Source organism: Bariatricus sp. SGI.154 (assembly GCF_050313795.1).
In the GTDB taxonomy this organism is placed as follows: domain Bacteria; phylum Bacillota; class Clostridia; order Lachnospirales; family Lachnospiraceae; genus CAMBRQ01.
The window spans coordinates 30,205-53,331 of record NZ_JBNPMC010000010.1 but is presented as its reverse complement, the minus strand read 5'-3'; the positions used below and the strand labels follow the sequence as shown (position 1 = coordinate 53,331).

The following is a 23,127-nucleotide window of genomic DNA, read 5'->3' as shown; positions in this document are numbered from 1 at the left end:
GGATTAAACAGCATGAAGGAACAAGCGTTATTTTGTGATGGAACCGCGAGTTATGTAATTCCGCAGGAACCACAGGAGAACGAGACTGTGAGGCTGCGTTTCCGTACCGCGAAGGATGACGTAGACAGAGTACGTCTGATGACTGCTGTCGGCGGATATGATATGGAGAAGGTCAGCACTACTGGCGAATTCGATTACTACGAAGTTACGTGGCGGCTGAATGAAGAGCCGTTCCGGTATTGCTTTGAGATCCAAGGTGGAGAAGAGGTCTGCTATTACAGCAGATGTGGCGTGTCAAAAGAGATTGTAGAGTTCTATGATTTTGTGATCGTACCGGGCTTTTCCACGCCGGATTGGGCGAAAGGTGCAGTCATGTACCAGATCTACACGGATCGTTTTTATAATGGCGATCAGTCGAATGACGTTGAGACGAATGAATATTATTATATCGGAGATTACAGCCAGAAAGTAACCGACTGGAATAAGTATCCGGCTACGATGGGAGTACGGGAATTCTACGGCGGAGATCTCCAGGGAGTTATTGACAAATTAGACTATCTGCAGGACCTTGGTGTAGAAGTTCTGTACTTTAATCCATTGTTTGTATCACCATCGAATCACAAGTATGATATTCAGGATTATGATTACATTGATCCTCATTATGGGGTGATCGTAGATGACGGCGGTGAAGTCCTGGCGCCGGGAGTTACAGATAACAGTCAGGCAACGAAATATCAGAAGAGGACGACAGGGATTAAGAATCTGGAGGCGAGCAACCAGTTGTTCATCAAACTTGTGGAGGAACTTCACAGGCGTGGCATGAAGATCATCCTGGATGGCGTGTTCAACCATTGCGGTTCGTTTAATAAGTGGATGGATCGAGAGAGAGTCTACGAGAATCAGGCAGATTATGCGCCGGGTGCGTATATTTCCCCGGACAGCCCGTATAAAAGTTATTTCCGATTCTATAAAGAAGGGCCGGAGAATTGGCCGTATAACCATAATTATGATGGCTGGTGGGGGCATGATACCCTGCCGAAACTGAACTATGAAGATTCGGTCAAATTAGAGAATTACATCTTATATATAGGAAGAAAATGGGTATCCCCACCATATAATGTGGATGGCTGGAGACTTGACGTAGCGGCAGACCTTGGAAGGAGCAATGATTATAATCATCAGTTCTGGAAGAAATTCCGTCGGGCGGTCAAGGATGCGAATCCGAATGCGCTGATTCTTGCAGAACATTATGGCGATCCAAGCGAGTGGCTGCAGGGAGATGAGTGGGATACCGTCATGAATTACGATGCTTTCATGGAGCCGCTTACCTGGTTTTTGACGGGTATGGAGAAGCATAGTGATGAAGCGAGAGAAGAACTGCTTGGCAATGCGGATAACTTCGTAAGTTCTATTTCTCATCATATGGCGAATATGCTGACACCGTCTCTTCAGGTGGCGATGAACGAGTTGTCGAACCATGATCATTCCCGTTTCCTGACCCGTACGAATCATATGGTGGGAAGAGTTGACCACTTGGGGCCTGAGGCTGCAAATGAGTATGTAAATGTTGCAGTGATGCGGGAAGCGGTTGTAATTCAGATGACATGGGTCGGCACACCTACCGTATATTATGGAGACGAGGCAGGTGTCTGCGGCTTCACAGATCCGGACAACAGACGTACGTATCCTTGGGGGCATGAGAATAAAGAATTGATTGCGTTCCATAGAGATATGATCCGGATTCACAAGGAACATCCGGCGCTTCGAACCGGATCGCTGAATATGCTGAACTGGGATGAGAATATCCTGTCGTATGGACGTTTCCTTGGGGATGATAAACTTGTAGTGATTATCAATAACCGCAGCGAACTGACGCAGGTGACGGTTCCGGTGTGGAAGGCAGAAGTACCGATGAAATGCAGAATGAAGAAACTGCTGTATTCTTACCAGGAAGGATATTCTACGGATTATGAGGAATATCTGGTCGTGGATGGAGAAGTGGTCGTGAATATGAATGGGCATTCGGCATTGGTGTTGGGAATGGTTGAGTAAGAATTCTTTTGGGGTTATATCAAAAATTTATACAGTGGACGCAGGTCCAAGAAAAAGCATATCCCACGTAAACGGGGCAACACTTCGGTGAACTAACGGTTAACTGTGACTAAGGCACTCAAGAATGCTTTCGTGCCTAAGTCTTCGTAAGCAGTGGATTTCACCTCCATTAAGGACGCCCCTGAATTGTTTGCTTAGGGATATGCTTTTTCTTGGACCTGCTGGTTACTGGATGAAATTCAGGATAGTAACTGTGGGGAGAATGGAGAGCGCTCTTGCGGTGTGTGATGGTATAATATAGCGGAGTTGACTTTTTTGGGCATGTCAAAGACTTTTGACAACGAAAAAGGGCGATAAACCGTGGATGTAAAATCCATTTGATAGACGGATTATCTTTTTTTAATTAAGATTTTTTTGAGGAGACAGAAGAGATGGAACTAGGGAAACAGATTAAGAGGTATCGAAAAGAAAGATCATTGTCCCAAGACGTTTTGGCTGAGAAGGTATATGTGTCCAGGCAGACGATCTCTAACTGGGAAAATGATAAAAGTTATCCTGATGTAAAGAGTCTTGTTTTGCTTAGTGAAGTTTTTGACGTCTCTTTAGATCAATTAATTAAAGGAGATGTGAAGATGATGAAAGAACAGATTAACAAAGAAGACCAGGAGGGATTCGGGCATTTGAGTTGGATTTTTACGGTAATGCTGCTGGCAACGATGCTTACGCCGGTTCCATTGGTACACTTTTTATCTTATGTAGGGGTTGGGATTTGGCTTGTTATTTTCGGTGTGGCCATGTATACGGCTGGATTGGTTGAGAAGGCGAAGAAAAGGTACGATATCCAGACCTACAGGGAAATCCTTGCATTCATGGAAGGTACGAATCTGGATGAGATCGAGAAAGCCAGGGAAGAAGGGAAACGGCTATATCAGACGATATTCATGGCTGCTGCCGCAGGCGTAATCACCTTGATTGTTTCGATTGTATTTATGTGGATTCTGGGCTTTTGAGAATGGTAATCTGAGCGGATGGAGGAATATGGATAGAAAGTTAATTGCACAGGAATATTTTGTGTTAGCAACGGATGTGAATGGAAACATGCCGGTCATGCGTAAAGACGAGTCGAATGCCGGGCGCGTGGCGGCGGGAGTTATGGATCTTCTGTTAAATGGCATTATTACAATGGAGAGAAAGAAGATTGCCGTACGGAAAGCGTTGCCGGGTGAATTTGGATGTATGATATCGCTGTACGAATATTTGAATGAAAAACCACGCACGATCAATAAACTGATGAGTGACTATCTGGTATCGACCAGCAGAAGAATCAACCAGTTGAAAACGGCGATAGGGGAATCTATATAGACAAAATACAGGAGGGAACTTTATTCGTTCGGATGATGCTCCCTCCTGTATTTTATACATTTGGCGGACAATTATCTGGTTAGAACTTCTACGCCTGTCTCGGTAATCAGTACCATATATTCAATCTGAGCAGAGAGACCGTCGTCGATGGTATATACGGTCCAGCCGTTGTCTTCGTCTATGAAGAAGTCTGGGCTTCCTTCGTTGATCATCGGCTCGATGGTGAACATCATCCCCGGAACCAGAACCATCTCGCTGCCCTTTGGTGTTACATAACTGACGAAAGGCTCCTCATGGAACTCAAGACCGATTCCGTGACCGCCGATTTCTTCTACGACAGAATAGCCATTTGCCTGGGCATGGGAATTGATCGCATAGGCGATATCTCCAAGGTGTCCCCAAGGTTTTGCGGCTTTCAGCCCGAGTTCCACACACTCCTTAGTGACCCGTACAATCTTCTCTGCCTCAGGAGAGATGTCCCCAATGGTAAACATACGGGAAGCATCAGAGAAATATCCGTCCAAAATGGTCGACACATCGACGTTAATGATATCCCCCTCTTCCAGAATCTCGTTCTCATCCGGGATTCCATGACAGATTACATTGTTAATAGAAGTACATACACTCTTCGGGAATCCTTCATAATTAAGCGGCGCCGGAATCCCGCCATGCTCCGTTGTAAAATCATAAACCAAACGGTCAATCTCAGCCGTACTCATACCTGCATGAATATGAGCAGCCACATGATCCAAAACCGCGGTGTTCAGCGCGGCACTTTTCTTAATAGCTTCAATCTGCTCCAGTGTCTTCAATAAGGAACGGTCAGGAACAATCTGCCCCTTCGCCGCCAAAGACCACAATCTTATATCTAACTTATCCACAACATTTACCTGCTTTCTATGTTAATACCTTCAATCTTCATTATAACACCCCTGTCAAGTGGGACTATTTTCGGGGGATTTCGTTAGGGTGGGATTCAGTCGCTGACTAGTGCACACAGCAGTTCTGAGATCCGGCATATATCTAAGCAAACAATTCAGGCGCGCTTTTAATGGAGGTGAAATCCACTACTTACGAAGACTTAGACGTGAAGGCTTTCCTGAACGTCTTAGTCGTAGTTAGTAGTTAGTTCACCGGAATGTTGCACCGTTTGCGTGGTATATGCCGGATCTCAGAACTGCGTCCACTGACCAGCAACCGAATTCCAGCATTTCAAATTCCCCCACCCCAAACTATTGTATGATAATAAAAAATGGGGTATAATTTCATTATATTGTGTGTTGCCAAAAGACATCACACCCAATCATAATGTACGAAAAAGATGTGAAAAAGAAAGGAGTAGCGTATGTTAAGAATAGGAATGCTTACAAGCGGAGGAGACTGTCAGGCACTAAATGCAGCGATGCGTGGTGTTGTAAAGGGGATTTGTTCTAAGAGAGATGATGTAGAGATCTACGGATTCCAGGAAGGATATAAGGGATTGATCTATTCGAACTTCAAGATGCTGACTTCCAGAGATTTCTCAGGAATCCTGACGGTAGGAGGAACAATCCTCGGAACTTCCAGACAGCCGTTCAAGTTGATGAGAGTGCCGGATGAGAATGGTCTGGACAAGGTTGAGGCGATGAAGCATACGTATCATAAGTTGAACCTGGACTGCCTGGTAGTGCTTGGCGGTAACGGTACACATAAGACGGCGAACCTGTTAAGAGAAGAGGGTTTGAATGTGATCACTCTTCCGAAGACAATTGATAACGACCTGTGGGGAACGGATATGACATTCGGATTCCAGAGTGCGGTTGATATTGCTACGGATACGATTGACAAGATCCACACAACAGCAACATCCCACAGCCGTGTATTCATCGTTGAGGTTATGGGACATAAGGTTGGCTGGGTAACCCTGCATGCAGGTATTGCCGGCGGCGCTGATATCATCCTGCTTCCTGAGATTCCATATGATATCAATGTGGTTGCAGAGGCAATCAATAAGAGAAAAGCAGCCGGAAAGAGATTCACGATCATTGCGGTTGCAGAAGGTGCGATTTCCAAAGAAGATGCGAAACTTTCTAAGAAAGAACTGAAAGAGAAGGCAGCAAAGAAGAAATATCCATCCGTAGCATACGAAGTGGCTGAGAGAATCCAGAAGAAGACGGATCAGGAAGTACGTATCACAGTTCCTGGACATACACAGCGAGGCGGATCTCCGTGTCCATATGACCGTGTACTTTCCACAAGACTCGGTGCAGCAGCCGCAGAGGCAATTTTGGATGGCGATTTTGGAAAGATGATGGCTGTTAAGAAGAACGATATTGTACGTGTTCCGTTGGCTGAAGTAGCAGGCAAGTTAAAATACGTAGATCCGAAGTCTGATATTATCAAAGAAGCAGAACTGACAGGTATCAGTTTCGGTGTAAAATAAGACGAAGTAGACAGGGAGTGTAAATAGATGTCATATACGGCATTATACCGGAAGTTCCGTCCTGATGAATTCGAGGATGTTAAAGGGCAGGACGCCATTGTAAAAACGTTAAAGAACCAGATTAAGGCTGAGCGTATCGGTCACGCCTATCTGTTCTGCGGAACGCGGGGGACGGGGAAGACCACCGTGGCGAAGATATTTGCAAAAGCAGTGAATTGTGAACATCCGGTAGATGGAAGTCCATGCGGCGAGTGTGCCATGTGTAAGGCGATTGCATCTGGTGCGTCCATGAATGTGATCGAGATTGATGCGGCATCGAATAACGGTGTGGATAATATCCGTGAGATTCGGGAAGAAGTGGCATACCGTCCCACAGAAGGGCGATATAAAGTCTATATCATAGATGAGGTTCATATGCTCTCCATAGGAGCGTTCAATGCACTGCTTAAGACACTGGAGGAGCCGCCGGAATACGTGATATTCATTCTGGCGACGACGGAAGCGCATAAGATTCCGATTACCATCTTAAGCAGGTGCCAGCGGTATGATTTCAAGAGGATTTCGATCGAAACCATTTCCGCAAGGCTTCGGGAACTGATTGAAAAAGAACAGTGGGATGTGGAGGAGAAGGCGGTCCGCTATATTGCGAAGATGGCGGACGGCTCCATGCGAGATTCCCTAAGTCTTCTGGATCAGTGTGTGGCGTTCTATATCGGTGAGAGACTGACTTACGATCATGTGTTAGAAGTCCTGGGAGCCGTGGATACGGAAGTGTTCAGCCGGCTCCTTCGGGAATTGATCTCTATGGATGTGCATAGAGTGATAGAGACGGTGGAAGAACTGGTGATGCAGGGGCGGGAGTTGTCCCAGATGGCGTCGGATTTTACCTGGTATCTCCGGAATCTTCTGCTGGTGAAAAGTTCAGATAATATGGAAGATGTATTGGATGTGTCGTCAGAGAATCTTGCGCAGTTAAAAGAAGAGGCGCAGATGATTGACAACGACACGTTAATCCGTTATATTAGAATCTTCTCAGACCTTACCAATCAACTAAAATACGCAACCCAGAAGCGGGTTCTGCTGGAGGTCACCATGATCAAATTGTGCAGGCCGGCGATGGATACGAACCAGGATGCGCTGCTTGACCGCATTCGTGCGATTGAGAAGCAATTAGAGGAAGGGCTTCCGGAAGTCTCTGCGCGGGAAAAGATCGTTTATGTAAATGGAGATCAGCCGCAGAAGGAGAAGAAGCCAAAACCGGAACTTCCTAAAGCGCTGAATGAAGATGTCAAAGCGGTTGCGAAGGATTTTCGGTCGATTGCAAATAACGCTTCTCCGCTTCTTAGAACGTATCTTAAGAAAGCGAGGCTCAGCGCCGGAGAAGGGAATCGTCTGCTGATTGTATTCCCGGACGAGGTGAGCGCAAGTTTCGTGGCGGCAGCGGAGCATAAAGCAGAGATTGAAAGCCTGATTGAAGAGAAGATTGGGAAGAAGGTTGAGACGGAGATCCGGCAGTTGGAAGAAGGCCGGAGATTTGAAGATAATTTTGTAGATCTTGAGAATCTTGGAGATCTGATCCATATGGAGATAACAGTAGAAGATTAGGAGGATATGAATTATGGCAAAAAGAGGTGGATTCCCAGGCGGAGGAATGCCGGGAAATATGGCGAATCTGATGAAACAGGCGCAGAAGATGCAGCGTCAGATGGAAGAACAGGCAAAAGAGATGGAGACGAAGGAGTTCAGCGCAACTGCAGGCGGCGGCGCGGTAGAAGTGACGGTCTCCGGAACGAAGCAGTTGCTGAAAGTGAAGCTGGATGAAGAAGTAGTAGATCCGGATGATGTTGAGATGTTAGAAGACCTGATCGTGGCAGCCGTCAATGAGGCGCTTGGCAAAGTAGACGAAGCATCCGCGTCCGCAATGTCCAAATTCACAGGCGGAATGGGCGGCCAGATGCCTGGATTATTCTAACAGGGAGTTAAGATACATGGATTACTACAGTAACCAGATAAGCAGATTAATTGAAGAATTATCATGCCTCCCGGGCATAGGATCAAAGTCAGCGGCAAGGCTGGCTTTTCACTTGATACATATGCCTTTGGAGGATGTAAAAAGGCTTGCTAATACGATGGTAGAAGCCAAAGAGAATGTTAGATATTGCTCCGAATGCTATACCCTTACGGACCAGGAACTGTGCCCGATCTGCAGAAATGAGAACCGGGATCACAAGACCATCATGGTGGTAGAGAATACGAGAGACTTGGCAGCATACGAGAAGACCGGGAAATATGGTGGTGTATACCACGTACTCCACGGGGCGATCTCCCCGATGCTTGGCATCGGACCGGAAGACATTAAGCTAAAGGAGTTGATCGAACGTCTGCAAGGAGATGTGGATGAAGTGATCATTGCGACCAACTCAAGTCTCGAGGGAGAGACCACTGCAATGTATATCAGCAAATTGATTAAGCCTACGGGAATTAAAGTCAGCAGAATTGCCAGCGGAGTTCCTGTGGGAGGGGATCTGGAGTATATAGATGAAGTAACATTGCTTCGGGCGCTCGAAGGTCGTACACAGTTATAAATTGGGGACGGGGGTTTTTGCAATTTCCCCCGTCCCCAATTGAAATAGCCGTGTCCCTTTTTGAATTTGCCCTGTCCCCAATTGAGGTAAATATAAAATGAAAAAGAAGAAAATTACATCTACAGATATTGCGAGAGCAGCCGGTGTCTCCCAATCAACTGTCTCCATGATCCTGAATAAGAAGTACAACGTCTCCTTTTCCAAAGATACCATAGAGAAAGTGGAAAAAGCAGCGAAAGATTTAGGCTACGTTCCGCCCAGGCGCAAGACCAGGAAAGGCTCGAAAAAAGAGAAACTATTGGTAGTGTTCTGCTCGAACCTGACGAATCCATATTATGTCATGCTGCTGCAGGGAATTGAATCCCGCGCCAAGGAGCAAGGCTTCGGTCTGTTCGTCTGCAATACGCAAAGGGACTTGAAGATGGAGGAGCGCTATCTCAAGATGATGTGGGAACTGAAACCTCTGGGCATTATCTATACCTGCAATCCCAGCCACTGCTTTATGGATCTGGTGCAGGAACTGTCGCAGAAGATACCGGTGGCGATTATTAATAACCAGAATGAGAAGATGGATGTAGACGCGGTGGAATTGGATAATTCCAAACTCGGCAGGATCATGGCGCGCCATCTACTGGAACTGGGTCACCGTAAAGTGGCATATATAGCACCGCCTCTTACTGCACGCCAGAAGCAGCGTTCTAAGAGAGTGGAAGGCTTCTTAAAAGAGTATGAAAAAGTAGGGATGAAAGATCAGGTAGTGATTAAGGCGGCGAAAGAAGAGATAGATCTGGATATTGCCAATATAGATTCCGAATATAAGATCGGATACGACCTGACGCGTGAATTATTGCAGGAAGAGAAAAATATCACCGCAATTGTAGGCTTGAATGATATGATCGCATTCGGCATTCTGGATGCACTTCATGAAGCAAAGATTAAAGTGCCGTCAGAGATGTCCGTTATGGGATGCGACAACACCTTATTTGCTCGGATGCACAAGGTGGATCTTACGACGATAGAGCACTTTGTCATCTTTAAAGGCAGAGATGCATGTGACATTATTATGAAGAAAATAGCGTCCCACCATACACCATATTCTGAGATCGAGCCAATCAGCACATATCATGTAGAATATGAGCCGAAACTCATTATAAGAGGAACAACATCTTATGCCAAAGAGCCAAGAAAAAGAGGAATAAAAAATAAAAATTAATGTATTTCTTAAAATTATTATTAATAAAAATGAATTCTGAGAAATACAGAAACGTCTAAAACACGGCGATAAAAAAATAGTCAATTAAAATTTGAAAAAAATATAACAATCTTGTGTTGATAAAATAGAATTATTAACAAAAGAAATTATTAATAAAAATCAGGCGCTATTGACCAACCTTCCCCCTATAAGTTATAATCCAATCATGAAGCAAACAGCGCAAGGTGAATCGGTTCACCGAATCAAAAGGAGGAAGAAAAATGAGATTTTTCATCGACACAGCCAAAGTAGAAGACATTAAGAAAGCAAATGACATGGGGGTCATCTGCGGAGTAACAACCAACCCATCTCTGATCGCAAAAGAAGGAAGAGTATTTGAAGAAGTTATCGCAGAGATCGCATCTATCGTAGACGGACCAATCAGCGGAGAAGTGAAAGCAACAACTGTTGATGCAGAAGGCATGATCGCAGAAGGAAGAGAGATTGCTAAGATCCACCCGAATATGGTAGTAAAGATCCCAATGACAGTAGAAGGCTTAAAAGCATGCAAGCAGTTAACTGCTGAAGGAATCAAGACAAACGTAACACTAATCTTCACAGCGAACCAGGCATTATTAGCAGCAAGAGCAGGCGCTACTTACGTATCTCCATTCCTGGGTCGTCTGGACGATATCTCCGTAAGAGGTACAGACCTGATCGCAGAGATTGCAGAGATCTTCAAGACAGCAGGCATCACAACACAGATCATCGCAGCAAGCGTACGTCACCCAATGCACGTAACAGACTGCGCATTAGCAGGTGCTGATATCGCAACAGTTCCATATTCTGTAATCGAGCAGATGACAAAGCATCCATTAACAGACGCAGGAATCGCAAAATTCCAGGCAGACTACAAGGCAGTGTTCGGCGAGTAAAATCATAGATTAGGAGGAACATCATGAACAAATTGGAGTTAATGAAGACAGCAAATGAGGTCCGCAAGGGCATCGTTACTGCGGTACACAGCGCCAAATCCGGACATCCGGGCGGTTCTCTGTCCGCAGCAGACATCTACACATATCTGTTTTTCGAAGAGATGAATATCGATCCGGCAGATCCGAAGAAAGCAGACCGCGACCGTTTTGTATTATCCAAGGGGCATACAGCACCAGGATACTACTCTACACTGGCACATAGAGGATTCTTCCCGGTAGAAGACCTTACCACACTTCGTAAAGTAGGTTCTTATCTGCAGGGACATCCGGATATGAAGCATATCCCAGGCGTAGATATGTCAAGTGGTTCTCTCGGACAGGGAATCTCAGCAGCAGTGGGTATGGCAATCTCAGCCAAATTATCTGGCGACGACTACAGAGTATATACCCTGCTTGGCGACGGCGAGATCCAGGAAGGTCAGGTATGGGAGGCATCCATGCTGGCAGCACACAGAAAACTGGACAATCTCGTTGTAATTGTAGATAACAACAACCTTCAGATCGATGGAGCAATCGATGAAGTCAACTCTCCATATCCAATCGATCAGAAGTTTGAAGCATTTAATTTCCATGTAATCAATATTGATGGAAATGATTTCGATCAGATCGATGCTGCATTCAAAGAGGCAAAAGAGACTAAGGGACAGCCGACAGCAATCATTGCTAAGACTGTAAAGGGCAAAGGTGTTTCCTTCATGGAGAATCAGGCTTCCTGGCATGGAGTGGCTCCAAATGATGATCAGTATGCAGTAGCAATGGCAGATTTAGAGAAAGTAGGTGAAGCATTATGTCAGAAGTAAAGAAGATCGCAACAAGAGAAAGCTACGGTAATGCTTTGGCTGAGTTGGGCAAAGAACATGAAGATGTAGTAGTACTGGATGCAGACCTGGCAGGGGCTACGAAGACAGGCATATTCAAAAAGGCATTTCCGGAACGTCATATTGACTGCGGAATTGCAGAGGGCAATATGATGAGTGTTGCAGCAGGAATCGCGACAACAGGAAAAGTACCATTCGCAAGTTCATTTGCAATGTTCGCAGCGGGACGTGCATTCGAGCAGGTACGTAACTCCATCGGATACCCGAAATTGAATGTTAAGATTGGCGCAACACATGCCGGAATCTCTGTAGGAGAAGATGGAGCGACCCATCAGTGTAATGAAGATATTGCCCTGATGAGAACCATCCCGGGAATGGTTGTTATCAATCCTTCTGATGATGTAGAGGCAAAAGCGGCAGTAAAGGCAGCTTATGAACATGTAGGACCTGTGTACCTTCGTTTTGGAAGGCTTGCAGTTCCGGTGATTAACGATAACGAAGATTATAAGTTCGAACTTGGCAAGGCAATCACTCTGCGTGAAGGAACGGACGTTGCGATTATCGCAACCGGTCTTCCGGTATCTGAGTCCCTGGCAGCAGCAGAGAAACTGGCAGCAGATGGAATCAGTGCAGAAGTAATTAATATTCATACTATCAAGCCACTGGATGAGGAAGCAATCATCGCAGCAGCGGCTAAGACGGGCAAGATCGTAACGGTAGAAGAGCACTCCGTAATCGGTGGACTTGGAAGTGCTGTATGCGATGTGGTTGCAGAGAAAGCACCTGCTAAAGTACTGAAGATTGGTGTGAACGACGTATTTGGCGAGTCAGGCCCGGCAGTACAGTTGATTAAGAAATACGGATTAGATGCAGACAGTATCTATGAGAAAGTAAAAGCATTTGTATAAGAAAATGTTTTGATATGAGAGCGGCGTTTTGCGGATGAGGGATCATTCGCAGAACGCCTTTTTGAACTTCGTGGATAATGTGAATGTGGGAAGAAGGTAGGACAATGAAACAAAGGCTTAGAAGAAAACATCGTGAAAAAGAGAGGTTCTATGAGGCAATCAAAGATATTGCCGCGCACCCTGTCGTGCTGCGCATGAAACTCTATCCACATCATGGAACCACCAACTGTTACCAGCACTGTATGAATGTTGCTTATAACAACTACAGGCTATGCCGATTTCTGCATCTGGATGCCCGTTCGGCGGCAAGAGCCGGGATGCTTCATGACCTTTTCCTATATGACTGGCATACCCATGCGGCGCGGACGGGTAAGCATTTCCATGGTCTGACGCATCCTGTGGAGGCTTATCAGAATGCGAAGAAGTTCTTTGCGCTTAATAAAATAGAAAAAGATATCATCTTGAATCATATGTGGCCGGTTACGTTTTACCGACTTCCGAGAACCAAAGAAGGCTGGATTACGACGCTTACAGACAAGTATTGTGGAGTGTGTGAGACAAGCCGTCGAAAACGACCGTAACATGCCGGAAATTTCCTGGGACAAGTCCCACCGATTGATAAAATACGCAGATTCCATATGCTATCATTAGCAAAAATATAACAAGATGAGGTGAGAGTATATGGAAAGACAATTTCCCAAAAATGTAAGACAGATAGGAAACGTAAGCGATGAGCCTAAGATATACGTAGAAGATTATGTGGATATCTATCTGAACCAGTTAAAACAGCAGGCGAAAGAAGAGCCTGCAGGCGTTGTGCTGATCGGTGAATTATTGACGCAGGAAGGACAGGCTGTGGTATATGTCTCCGGCGCGATACAACTGAAGGATGTTCAGGCTGGCGGCTCGGAGGTTGTAGTAAAAGAAGAGATATTAAAAGAAGCAGAAGAAGAGAGAAAGAAATATTTCCCATCCGGAGATGTGATTGGATGGTGTCTGATTGAAAGCGGACATCCTATGGGACAGAATCGGGAGATTACAAAGATCCATAGCAGGTCATTTCCAAAAGAGCATACACTGTTCGTCTGGAAGGATGCCCAGGAGAATGAAGAGATCTACTATGCCTATAAATACGGAGAACTCATGCAGATGGGTGGGCATTACATCTATTATGAGAAGAACCCTGCCATGCAGAATTATATGATCTCCACACGCAAGAAGAATGGCGTGACTCCCAGCGAAATGGTTGAGGATCGAGCTGCAAAGGATTTTCGTAGTGTCGTAAGAGAGAAGATGGAAGACAAGGAGCAGCGGCAGAATTCGAGGCTTGTGTATCTGACAAGCGTGCTGCTGGTTGTAGTGGTGCTTGCAATCGGTATCTCAACCGTTAATAATTTCGATAAGATGGAGGCTGTCCAGAATTCTCTGGAATCGTTGTCCCAGTCGGTGAACCGGACGGAGAGTCAGACCGGAACAGTCAGTGAAGAAGGAGATGCCATAGAGGCGAACGGAACCGTTGAAAATGTGGATACAGCAGATGCCGGCAGCGGAGGAGCAGTCCCGGAGACATCCACCATTCAGGAGCAATTAAGCGAGGATGATTTCTATATGGTACAGAAAGGTGATACATTGGATAGCATCAGCGTGAAACTATATGGAGATACATCTCATGTAGATGCCATTTGCAAGATGAATGGTCTTACAGACGGCAATCTCATCTACATAGGACAAAAATTACTATTACCTTAGGGGAAATTGTGGTATAATCAGCACAAATGAAAAACAACAAAGGGGAGACGGATGATACAGCGAAAGAATAAAAACCTTCATGTTGTCAGAGACCAGAAAGACTTAACGGACAAGATCGTAGAAGATATTATCAAAGAATTGAATAGTGAAGATGGTACAGCGAATGACCTGGAGGAGCAGATCAAGAAGCATAAGGCTGAGCGAAGGCGCAGAATTGTGATTATCACGGCAGTGGTGCTTGCGGCTGCAATTGGTGTATATCTTCTGGTTAATCTCCAGACCTATAGCCAGGCGAGGACGACAGAGGTGTATGCCAGCGAAGGCGCAGCGAATAATAACTACGCTCAATTCGCGAAAGGCGTGTTAAAATACAGTCGTGATGGCATTTCCTATCTAGATCAGAAGGGAGAGGAGAGGTGGAACCACTCTTACCAGATTAAGAATCCTTTTGTGGATGTGAGAGAAACATGCGCGGCAGTCGCAGATAAAGGTGGCAATGACATCCTGGTGTTTCAGGAGGATGGGATAAAAGGTGAGATTCACACCACGATGCCGATAGAGAAGATCAGTGTGTCGGAACAGGGAATTGTAAGTGCGATTCTGAAAAATGATTCCTCTGCGAAGATTATGTGTTATGATACTGCGGGCAATATCCTTGTCGAGCACAAGACCTCCCTGACTGGGACGGGCTATCCGCTGGATGTGGCTTTGTCTGAGGATGGCGAGATGATGCAGGTGCTTTACCTCTATACACAGGAAGGCAAGATTACTTCCAGAATCGCTTATTATAATTTCGGTGAGGCAGGAGAAGAAGAGACAGATCATCAGGTTGTCGGCAAGGACTGTGAAAATACCATTATGGCATCAGGTTTCTTCCTTAATAAGTCTACTTCCGCGGCGGTCGGTGATGACTGTCTCGTCATATACCGGGGGGACAAGAAGCCGGAGGAAGTAACAACGATCACGATTGAAAAACAGATTAAGAGTCTGTTCCATAGTGATCGGTATATTGGCATGGTTTTGCAAAATGAAGGAAAAGAAGGATATGAATTGCGACTTTATAGTGCCAGCGGCAAGGTGGCTATGTCTGAAGATTTTACAGGCGACTACGATAATGTAAAGATCTGTGGTCAGCAAGTGATCATGTATGATGGCAAGAAGTGCAGTATCTTCATGCGAAGCGGCATACAGAAATTTGACGGGGAGATGAACAACAATATATTAGAGATATTCCCGATAGCAGGAGTGAATAAATACATTGTGATGAGTGCAAACGGAATGGAGAAAGTCCGGCTTGTAAAATAAGGAGAACATATGAATTGGTTATTAATAACGGTTGGCGTGATCTTTCTGATATGTATTGTGGTAGGAATTATTAGGGGAGCAATTAAGATAACGGTGTCTTTGGCAACAACACTGGTTACACTTGTGCTGGTGTTCTTTCTGACGCCATATGTAGCTGATGCAATCGCGAAATTCACGCCGCTGGATGACATGATTAAGAGTCAGGTGGTCAGCACGATGGCGAATGCAGCCGTGGGTCAGGTCACTGGAAACGAAGGCGGGATGTCCGCAGAAGGCGTGAGAAAGGCTCTGAACGCGGCAGGTGTCAGCGAAGAATTATTAGCGCAGTATGGAATTACAATAGATGATATAGTAAATGGCAATATCAGTAAGGACGATCTGGCGCAGTATGGAATATCCGGAAGTGTGTTGGATGGCGTAGGTGCCAGCCAGCAGCAGAGCATAGAAGATGTGATAGAGGGAGCGGATATTCCAAGAGATCTGCAGATAGCAGCGATCCAGAATGCTGATCTGCCGGAAGTATTCAAGAATCTTCTGTCTGTTAATAATAACAGTGAAGTCTACCAACAGTTGGGAGTGGAGACATTCGCGCAATATGTGGGACATTACCTGGCGAAACTGATTGTGAATATTGTGGCATTCCTATGCACATTCGTGCTCATTACTATTATCATAAGAGCAATTGTATTTGCATTGGATATTGTATCGGCACTGCCGGGAGTAGGATTCCTCAACCGTCTTGCCGGGGGAATTATGGGAATGGCAGGGGCGCTGATTATTGTCTGGACGCTGTATATTATTATCACATTATTATATACAACCTCTATTGGAAAAGAGATGTTCCAGATGATACAGTCGGACAAAATTCTAAGTACATTATACGAATATAATCCTATTATGAAACTGGCGACAATTTTTCGATAAAATGTGAGGAAATCCCTTGACACATAAAATAAAAGATGATATTATAAAAATCCACCGCGGAAACGTGGTGGATTTTTAGGCGGAGAAACTTAAGGACAAGTTGAACTGCTTGAAAAAATAAAATGGATAGATAAGTTTTAAAATTAAATGCGACAAGAGGTAATAAGCCTCTGCCGCATTTATTTTTTTACCAGAAATAATAGTAAAAGCAAGGTGCGGTAGAGTGTAAAAAGCTCTATCGCACTATTTTTTTATCCAAAAATCAGAAAGGAGAGCGGGAACATGGCACGAAAGTACAAACGGTTAAGCTATGAGGACAGAAAGACTATAGAGGCTATGTGCCGAGCTGGGAAGAAAGCAGAAGAAATAGCAGCAGCCATGGATGTACACAGAGCAACGATTTACCACGAACTGCAAAGAGGCGGCGCTGGCGGTGGAAACAGGCAGCAATATAGTGCAGAGCTGGCGCAGAGAGCGATTTAACACGAGGATAACCATGGAAAACAAAGAAAACAATGCAATAGAGTTACTTAATATGCTTTGCGGTAATAGTGGTTGTGTAATTTCAGACAGCGGCGGAAAAGACAGTAGTGTATTAAAGCATATTGCAATGAAGACGCGAGAGAAATACAATTTTAATTTTTCAATACAGCATAATCACACCACAGTAGACGCGCCGGAAACTGTATATTTTGTAAGAGACGAAAAAAGAAAATACGAAGCGGCAGGAATAAAATACAACATACTATATCCGCAGCGTAGCATATGGCAGTTGATTGTAGACCATTGCACACCACCAACGAGGCTTATGAGGTATTGCTGCGCTGATTTAAAAGAATATAGCGGACATGGAGAAAAGTTGGTAACAGGCGTGCGGAAATCGGAAAGCAAAAATAGAAAAGATAATCAAAGCATAGTTACTTTTCCAAAACCAAAACAAAAAATAAAAGAAGAGGCAAAAAGCAATAAAGACCTATCAGTGAATAAACAAGGTGGAGTTATAGTTTTAAATTTAGACAACGCAGAAACAAGGCAGCTTGTAGAAAATTGCTATAGAACAACAAAAACCTTAATTAACCCATTGATAGACTGGGAAGATGATTACCTTTGGTGGTATATACGGAAAGAAAACATAGAGCTTAACCCGCTTTATAGCTGTGGACAATGTAGGATAGGTTGCATTGGATGCCCAATAGCAGGGGATAAAAGGTGGGCAGAGTTTGAACGTTACCCAAAATACAAAGAGGCATATATAAGAGCTTTTGACAAAATGCTAAAAGAAAGAAAGCGCAAAGGATTACAAATTTTTGATAAGTGGGCGACAGCACAAAAAGTATTTAAGTGATGGATGCAGGACGATAATTGCGACGGACAATTACGTATGGACGAGTGGGGCAATATATACGAAGAATATACATAGGCGGCAACGCCGCCAGTAAGCGCCTTTAGCTCACTGGTTAGAGCGCCAGCCTTATAAGCTGGGCGTGGCGGGTTCGATTCCCGCAAGGCGTATTTGGTAGCAAGAATGGCGACTTGCAGCAGGGGCAGCAGGCTAATAGCTGACTACTGTATACCGCGAGAAAATAGCGGCGATCATACCAGCCAGAGAGTATGTGGACGGTCAACAGGTTTTCAGCGCTTTTTAATGTGAAAAGAGCCGACGCGGTAAAAATACGCCAGAGCAGGAGTGGGGCTGCCATGAGGATAAGAGCACCACCAAAGGAAGAGAGGCACACAATGAGAGTAATTTGCACCAATTTAGAAGACGCATACCAGCAGGGCTATGCAGATGCTATGGAAAGTGTAAGAAAAAAACGCAGGAAGCAGCAGGAAAAGAAAGCCCGCCGCCAGTATTACATAAAGCAAAAGCTGCATGGCGTAGCAATGCTGATTTTTACCGCGTTGGTAATACCCTTGCTGGACGGGGACGCGACAATAGCGCTATTAACAGTGCCCATGGGTTTAATACTGATTTTCAGTAAAGAAATGCTAATAGTAAATAAATACTATTGGGAAAACCAAAGAGAGGATTAAGGAAATGATTACAGTAGGCAAAAATAATTTGGATTTAAAGCAGATCGCAGAAAGCGGGCAGTGTTTTAGGTGGCAGAAGTTGGACAAAGCCGGGAATAAATACAGCATAGTTGCAAACGGGCTTTATTTGGAAGTGGAACAAATAGGAGAGTATACCTTTAATTTTTATTGTAGCGAGCAGGAGTTTACAAATTATTGGCATGACTACTTCGACATGGGCACAAACTATGCCGGGTTCTTAAGCACAGCCGAAAACGATAAGGGACTAATAAAAGCAGCTTCTAAAGCAGGCAGCGGTATAAGAATACTGCGGCAGCAGACATGGGAAATGCTTATAACATTCCTTACAGCCCAAAACCTTAACATAGACAGAGTAACACTGCTAATAGAGCGCCTTTGCAATGAGTACGGCAGTCTGCGAACGGCAGAAAACGGCACAGAGTACAGAACATTTCCAACAGCGGAGCAGCTGGCGCAAGTGAAGCCAGAAGAACTGCGGCGGCTGGGATTCGGGTATAGGGACAAGCAGATTATAAATGCAGCTAAAATAGCTGCCTGCAAAGCGGTGGATATTGAGCGACTACGGGCAGCAGATCACGATACAGCAAAGCTGGTACTTACTAATATTTTTGGAGTGGGCGAAAAGGTAGCAGAGTGTATATGCCTTTTCGGATTGCATAAGCTGGAAAGTTACCCGGTAGACACATGGGTTAAAAAGATAGAGGCGTATTTAGGCGGCGGATATATACAAAGCAGATACCCCGAATGTGCTGGAATTGTGCAGCAATACTTATTTGCATACGTGCGGCGGTTTGGCTTGCCGGAAAGCGAGGAAGAATATGGCAATATATAGAGAAGTAGAGACAGATGTATATTGCGACGTTTGCGGAGAGCACGTAATAGGTTGGCGAAGCGCAGGGCAGGGAGTGAGTAGATCATGGGCTGCTTATTATGCGCGGAAAAAGGGATGCACAACGGGCAAAAGAATTGTTTGCAAGAAATGCAGGATAGAACAAAGAAAAAGACAGTGTAGCTTAATAAAGAGATACGGACACCCACCAATAGAAAAGACTGGGGAGTGCTTGGGGTTTTCAAATGAAAAAGACGACGAGCCAATAGAAAAATGCAAGCGCTGTATTGCATGTAGTTCTTTTGACTGGGAAGAGGAAAGGAAAAGATTAAGCGTATGAAAAGAACGACAAAAAACCAGCGGCGCAGAGAAAACAAGCTTATCAAAGCATTAGTGCATATTGCGGTAATTATAGCGGTAAGCATTGTAGCTTTACTACTGCTTATTTGGTGCAGGACGCAGGCGCAGCCGCCCCGGACGGACGAGGAATTAGCGGCAGCGGGGCAGCAGGAAAAGCCGTTATCTATTGAAATGACAGAGCCGAAAACAGAGGGCAGCATAACGATATATACGCCGGACGGCGCGGTATATGGGTATTTTGGAAAAATCAACATAATAAACGACGGAACAGACGGACACCAGATAGAAATAGAGCTTAACGGTTGGTTGGTAGGCGAGTGCCAGCATGGAGAACCTGCCTACACCGAAGAAAGTGAGGTAAAGAAAAATGAGTAACGTTTATATCCGCAGCCAGAACAGAGAAAAACTGTATGTTTTCGGCATTTTATTTAATGCCATAGAGTACAGAGAACGGACAGTTAGCAAGCGAGGGAAAGAGGGAGAAATACGCCATATAATTTGCATTTCAGACGGCTGCTTAGAAGAGCTGGCAGAGTACCCAACAAAAGAAAGATGCTTAGAAGTGCTGGACGAGATACAGAAAAAGTGCGGGGAATACCTTTACGCAGCAGGCAGTATGGGATATTTAAAAGGCAGTACACCTATGCCGCCTTTTGCAGCAGCTATACCAAGATTATACGAAATGCCAAAAGAGTAAGAGAAAGAAGTGGCGGCTAATGACAGTTGAGGACTTTCTTAAAGTTATAAAAAATTCAGACAGGCTACGCATTATTGAAGACGGAAAAGAAGTTTTTACCGGGTACGTAGCCACATTATCCGCAGATCATACGCTAACGTACGAAGCCTATAAAGGCAAAGACGTAAAGGAATTTAGGGCAGTGCCGGAAATCCGGCATAAACGCTGGCAGGAGTTGGGGCTTATGCAACCGTTAGAGCCGGACAAGCTGCCGGAATACAGTTTTAACGATCTGCAAATGACACCATATTACACCATTCTTATTTAGAGAGGCAAATATGGAAAAAGATAATAAAGGAAAGCTGCTTGGAAAGTTGAGAGCGGCAAAGAATGACGTGCAGGAAAGCAACAGCTTTAAAATGTGGCACATGGTAACTATTATGGAAGCGCTTATATACATAGTGCGGAGATTATAAGAAAAGGAGTAGAAGACATGGAAGTAAGAAAAAGAGTAACAGAGCGGTTAACTTGGAAACAGGTAGGAGAGGCACTGGAAATCGGAAAAGCAAAGGAACTTTTAAAGGTGGGCGACCAGATCACAGTACAGCACAAAGATTTAGGGGCTGTAGTTTTCGACGTTCTGGACTTTGACAAGGAAGAGCTGATAGGCGATCAGAAGCACAGCATTACACTACAAATGCACAAGTTACTTTTGCCGGAAATGCCATTTGACGAAGCAGGGCGCAATAAGTGGGAAAAGTCCACGATCAGAGAAAAGTTTGCAAAGCAGGAGTTTATTAACGGTTTTGAGGCAGGATTTAGAGAACTGCTGGCAGCAGCACTTAAAAAGAATGACGACCGGGAGAAAACGGCAGATATTTTCTTTTTACTTTCCGTAGAAGAAATGACAGAAATAGACGAACGTTACGCATTTTACGACGACCGGGCAAATATGTGTAAGCAGAATGAGGACGGTTACGGAGATTGGTATTGGACTCGTAGTGCGAATCGCGGCAGCGGTTCCATTACGTGGTTTGTGTACTCGAGCGGCTACGTCTACGGCAACAACGCGAACAGCGATTATCGCTGCGCCCCGGCTTGTGTCATTGCAAAATAATATAAAAATGAGCGCCGCACGCATGGGGCGCTCGTAAGCAAAGAAAGGGTAAAAGAAGACATGGAAAGAGACAACGTAGTAGCGTTAATAGGAGTACTAAAGAGCGAAGAATACGTAGAAACAGTTAATGGAATGAGATTTAAGGGGGAAAGGCTGCTGGTAGAAACCGAACGGAAAAGCGGAGCAAAAGACGAAGCTATAGTACTGGCAGAAACCGAGACAGTAAGAGAGGCGTTAAGAGTAGGGGAAGCGGTAGTTATAGTAGGAGCTATGCAGACTTACAAAAACGGACAGACGGGCAAAGTGCTGGTTTACGTGCTTGCCGAGGAAGTGCGCCCGATCGAGGGGGAAAACTGGGAATACGAAAACGAAGTAAGGCTTATAGGAAGTTTAGGGCAGGGCATTACATACCGGGAGACACCTTACGGAAAACATATTACAGATATGTTTATTAAGGTGGATTGTATTAAGAAGCCAGTAAAATGCTTCATCCCATGTATTAGCTGGGGGCGTTATGCGAAAGTAGCGGCAAATATGGTAGAGGGCGACGAAATAGCCATAAAGGGAAGATTACAGAGCCGGGAGTATATTAAAACGCTGCCGGACGGAACAAAAGAAACGCGTAAGTGCTATGAGGTATCAGCTTACGAAATCGAAGAATAGAGGGAAAGCATGAGAAAATTACAGAGGCAGATACAGCGCCAGCAGAAACAGAAAACGAAAAGAGTCGCTACAGCAAGTGCGCTACTCATGCAGCACAAGATTAAGGCGGCACAGCAGGATAGAGAATTGGAGACGGCTTTCAGAGCTGCAAAAGAAAGAAAATGAAAAGAGACATAGAAAAAGCCCCTACAGTCCAAGGAACCGTAGGGGCTAAGCTATACAGCCATTATTAAACACAAGATAATTATACGGCATGGCATAGCTACAGTCAATGGTAACGCGAAGAAAGGCGCGTGTTGAGACTTGATAAAAGTATTAACTTACCGACAGGAACAGAAGAATAGGGGAAGATATTATGCCGTATGTCAAAAGGATAACCAAGGCAGGAAAGACAGTAGAGGTAGAATATTACTACACGTCCCGGTACAACAAAAAGGGCGGGAGTAGATCAGATAAAGTAAAGCCAACAAAAGAGCAGCAGAAAAAAATAAATACAAGACAGGCAGAAAGAAAATTACGACTTTTAATAAATAATAATTTTGGATTTGGTGATTACCATGTAGTGCTTGACTATATACGAGAAAAAGGGAAACCCGATAGAGCAAAAGACGAAATGAAGAAAGACATACAGGTTTTTCTAAGAGAGTGCCGGAAACTCTACAAAAAGCAGGGGCTAGAGTTCAAATACATACACGTTATGGAGATTGGGAAGAGGGGAGCGAGGCACCACCACTTAGTAGTAAACCATATAGACGTTAAGGTATTGCAGCAAGCATGGTATAAGGCTTACGAGGGGCACAACAGAGTAAAGGTGTTTCCGCTGGATGATACAGGACAGTACGCAGATTTAGCAGCATATTTTATAAAATATTCAGATGCACATTTGAAAGACGACAAGGAAGAGCGGCTGCAAGGGAAACGCTGGGCAGCAAGCAAGAATTTAGCAAAGCCAGAGCCAGTATACGAGATCGTAACACATAGGAGCTGGTACAGGTGCGAGCCTAAAGCTAAGAAAGGCTATTACATAGACAAAAAGAGAACTGAAAAAGGGATTACAAGCCCGGAGTATTACGGGTACGGGTATTTCAAGTACACCATGGTACAGCTCGAATAGA

General features: G+C 44.7%; 28 protein-coding genes and 1 tRNA gene. 28 read left to right on the top strand and 1 reads right to left on the bottom strand.

The genetic code is table 11. The annotated features are described in order from the left end of the window. Positions 1 to 12: 12 nt before the first annotated feature. The 3 genes from ACQRBN_RS06805 to ACQRBN_RS06795 all read left to right on the top strand — a co-directional run bounded on the left by ACQRBN_RS06805 (position 13) and on the right by ACQRBN_RS06795 (position 3,414). A complete protein-coding gene (locus ACQRBN_RS06805) occupies positions 13 to 2,052 on the top strand; it encodes an alpha amylase N-terminal ig-like domain-containing protein (RefSeq protein ID WP_427738239.1) in 2,040 nt (679 codons plus the stop codon). 431 nt (positions 2,053 to 2,483) lie between these two features. Continuing rightward, the gene (locus ACQRBN_RS06800; protein ID WP_427738238.1) at positions 2,484 to 3,062 is read left to right on the top strand and encodes a helix-turn-helix domain-containing protein; all 579 of its coding nucleotides are present in this window, start codon (positions 2,484 to 2,486) and stop codon (positions 3,060 to 3,062) included. Positions 3,063 to 3,090: 28 nt separating this feature from the next. After that, complete coding sequence (locus ACQRBN_RS06795; protein WP_427738237.1) at positions 3,091 to 3,414, top strand: hypothetical protein; 324 nt, start codon at positions 3,091 to 3,093, stop codon at positions 3,412 to 3,414. A 71-nt stretch (positions 3,415 to 3,485) separates the two neighbouring features. On the opposite strand, the gene map is transcribed toward ACQRBN_RS06795, so the two are convergent. Beyond that, on the bottom strand, positions 3,486 to 4,295 hold the full coding sequence (gene map, locus ACQRBN_RS06790; RefSeq protein ID WP_427738236.1) for a type I methionyl aminopeptidase: 810 nt from the start codon (positions 4,293 to 4,295) through the stop codon (positions 3,486 to 3,488). Between the two features lie 464 nt (positions 4,296 to 4,759). On the opposite strand from map, the gene ACQRBN_RS06785 reads away from it, so the two are divergent. From ACQRBN_RS06785 to ACQRBN_RS06665, 25 genes are all read left to right on the top strand, one after another. After that, positions 4,760 to 5,836, top strand: coding sequence for a 6-phosphofructokinase (locus tag ACQRBN_RS06785; protein WP_427738235.1), 1,077 nt, complete (start codon positions 4,760 to 4,762; stop codon positions 5,834 to 5,836). Positions 5,837 to 5,863: 27 nt separating this feature from the next. Continuing rightward, a complete protein-coding gene (dnaX, locus tag ACQRBN_RS06780; protein WP_427738234.1) occupies positions 5,864 to 7,441 on the top strand; it encodes a DNA polymerase III subunit gamma/tau in 1,578 nt (525 codons plus the stop codon). Between the two features lie 13 nt (positions 7,442 to 7,454). Then, positions 7,455 to 7,808, top strand: coding sequence for a YbaB/EbfC family nucleoid-associated protein (locus ACQRBN_RS06775; protein WP_427738233.1), 354 nt, complete (start codon positions 7,455 to 7,457; stop codon positions 7,806 to 7,808). Between the two features lie 16 nt (positions 7,809 to 7,824). Beyond that, positions 7,825 to 8,421: a recombination mediator RecR gene (gene recR / locus ACQRBN_RS06770; protein WP_427738232.1), complete on the top strand. Its 597-nt coding sequence runs from the start codon at positions 7,825 to 7,827 to the stop codon at positions 8,419 to 8,421. 97 nt (positions 8,422 to 8,518) lie between these two features. Next, positions 8,519 to 9,634, top strand: coding sequence for a LacI family DNA-binding transcriptional regulator (locus ACQRBN_RS06765; protein WP_427738231.1), 1,116 nt, complete (start codon positions 8,519 to 8,521; stop codon positions 9,632 to 9,634). Positions 9,635 to 9,894: 260 nt separating this feature from the next. Further along, entirely contained in the window at positions 9,895 to 10,548 is a 654-nt protein-coding gene (gene fsa, locus ACQRBN_RS06760) for a fructose-6-phosphate aldolase (protein ID WP_427738230.1), read from the top strand. A gap of 23 nt (positions 10,549 to 10,571) precedes the next feature. Continuing rightward, positions 10,572 to 11,408 carry a transketolase gene (locus ACQRBN_RS06755; protein ID WP_427738229.1) on the top strand — a complete coding sequence of 279 codons (837 nt, stop codon included), beginning with the start codon at positions 10,572 to 10,574 and terminating at the stop codon, positions 11,406 to 11,408. After that, the gene (locus ACQRBN_RS06750; protein WP_427738228.1) at positions 11,396 to 12,334 is read left to right on the top strand and encodes a transketolase family protein; all 939 of its coding nucleotides are present in this window, start codon (positions 11,396 to 11,398) and stop codon (positions 12,332 to 12,334) included. Before ACQRBN_RS06755 ends, ACQRBN_RS06750 begins: the two co-directional genes overlap by 13 nt. Positions 12,335 to 12,438: 104 nt before the next feature. Then, on the top strand, positions 12,439 to 12,915 hold the full coding sequence (locus ACQRBN_RS06745) for an HD domain-containing protein (protein WP_427738227.1): 477 nt from the start codon (positions 12,439 to 12,441) through the stop codon (positions 12,913 to 12,915). A gap of 100 nt (positions 12,916 to 13,015) precedes the next feature. Further along, positions 13,016 to 14,083 (top strand): LysM peptidoglycan-binding domain-containing protein, encoded by a 1,068-nt coding sequence (locus tag ACQRBN_RS06740; RefSeq protein WP_427738226.1) that lies wholly within the window; start codon positions 13,016 to 13,018, stop codon positions 14,081 to 14,083. 51 nt (positions 14,084 to 14,134) lie between these two features. Next, positions 14,135 to 15,388 (top strand): DUF5711 family protein, encoded by a 1,254-nt coding sequence (locus ACQRBN_RS06735; protein ID WP_427738225.1) that lies wholly within the window; start codon positions 14,135 to 14,137, stop codon positions 15,386 to 15,388. Positions 15,389 to 15,397: 9 nt separating this feature from the next. Continuing rightward, the gene (locus tag ACQRBN_RS06730) at positions 15,398 to 16,312 is read left to right on the top strand and encodes a CvpA family protein (RefSeq protein ID WP_427738224.1); all 915 of its coding nucleotides are present in this window, start codon (positions 15,398 to 15,400) and stop codon (positions 16,310 to 16,312) included. Between the two features lie 282 nt (positions 16,313 to 16,594). Further along, on the top strand, positions 16,595 to 16,795 hold the full coding sequence (locus ACQRBN_RS06725) for a helix-turn-helix domain-containing protein (RefSeq protein ID WP_427738223.1): 201 nt from the start codon (positions 16,595 to 16,597) through the stop codon (positions 16,793 to 16,795). A gap of 13 nt (positions 16,796 to 16,808) precedes the next feature. After that, positions 16,809 to 17,657: a phosphoadenosine phosphosulfate reductase family protein gene (locus tag ACQRBN_RS06720; RefSeq protein ID WP_427738222.1), complete on the top strand. Its 849-nt coding sequence runs from the start codon at positions 16,809 to 16,811 to the stop codon at positions 17,655 to 17,657. A gap of 94 nt (positions 17,658 to 17,751) precedes the next feature. After that, a tRNA-Ile gene (locus ACQRBN_RS06715) sits at positions 17,752 to 17,824 on the top strand. A 186-nt stretch (positions 17,825 to 18,010) separates the two neighbouring features. Then, positions 18,011 to 18,346 carry a hypothetical protein gene (locus ACQRBN_RS06710; RefSeq protein ID WP_427738221.1) on the top strand — a complete coding sequence of 112 codons (336 nt, stop codon included), beginning with the start codon at positions 18,011 to 18,013 and terminating at the stop codon, positions 18,344 to 18,346. A gap of 4 nt (positions 18,347 to 18,350) precedes the next feature. Further along, positions 18,351 to 19,199, top strand: coding sequence for a DNA glycosylase (locus tag ACQRBN_RS06705; protein ID WP_427738220.1), 849 nt, complete (start codon positions 18,351 to 18,353; stop codon positions 19,197 to 19,199). Next, on the top strand, positions 19,186 to 19,536 hold the full coding sequence (locus ACQRBN_RS06700) for a hypothetical protein (RefSeq protein WP_427738219.1): 351 nt from the start codon (positions 19,186 to 19,188) through the stop codon (positions 19,534 to 19,536). The genes ACQRBN_RS06705 and ACQRBN_RS06700 overlap by 14 nt, the downstream gene beginning before the upstream one ends. After that, positions 19,533 to 19,931, top strand: coding sequence for a hypothetical protein (locus ACQRBN_RS06695; RefSeq protein ID WP_427738218.1), 399 nt, complete (start codon positions 19,533 to 19,535; stop codon positions 19,929 to 19,931). The genes ACQRBN_RS06700 and ACQRBN_RS06695 overlap by 4 nt, the downstream gene beginning before the upstream one ends. Then, complete coding sequence (locus ACQRBN_RS06690) at positions 19,924 to 20,253, top strand: long-chain fatty acid--CoA ligase (RefSeq protein WP_427738217.1); 330 nt, start codon at positions 19,924 to 19,926, stop codon at positions 20,251 to 20,253. The genes ACQRBN_RS06695 and ACQRBN_RS06690 overlap by 8 nt, the downstream gene beginning before the upstream one ends. Before the next feature lie 19 nt (positions 20,254 to 20,272). Beyond that, on the top strand, positions 20,273 to 20,560 hold the full coding sequence (locus tag ACQRBN_RS06685) for a hypothetical protein (protein ID WP_427738216.1): 288 nt from the start codon (positions 20,273 to 20,275) through the stop codon (positions 20,558 to 20,560). Between the two features lie 93 nt (positions 20,561 to 20,653). Further along, the gene (locus ACQRBN_RS06680; RefSeq protein ID WP_427738215.1) at positions 20,654 to 21,349 is read left to right on the top strand and encodes a DUF6273 domain-containing protein; all 696 of its coding nucleotides are present in this window, start codon (positions 20,654 to 20,656) and stop codon (positions 21,347 to 21,349) included. 60 nt (positions 21,350 to 21,409) lie between these two features. Then, on the top strand, positions 21,410 to 22,012 hold the full coding sequence (locus ACQRBN_RS06675) for a single-stranded DNA-binding protein (RefSeq protein WP_427738214.1): 603 nt from the start codon (positions 21,410 to 21,412) through the stop codon (positions 22,010 to 22,012). A 9-nt stretch (positions 22,013 to 22,021) separates the two neighbouring features. Then, positions 22,022 to 22,177: a hypothetical protein gene (locus ACQRBN_RS06670; protein ID WP_427738213.1), complete on the top strand. Its 156-nt coding sequence runs from the start codon at positions 22,022 to 22,024 to the stop codon at positions 22,175 to 22,177. Between the two features lie 190 nt (positions 22,178 to 22,367). Continuing rightward, positions 22,368 to 23,126: a rolling circle replication-associated protein gene (locus ACQRBN_RS06665; RefSeq protein WP_427738212.1), complete on the top strand. Its 759-nt coding sequence runs from the start codon at positions 22,368 to 22,370 to the stop codon at positions 23,124 to 23,126. The last annotated feature ends 1 nt before the right edge of the window (position 23,127 follow it).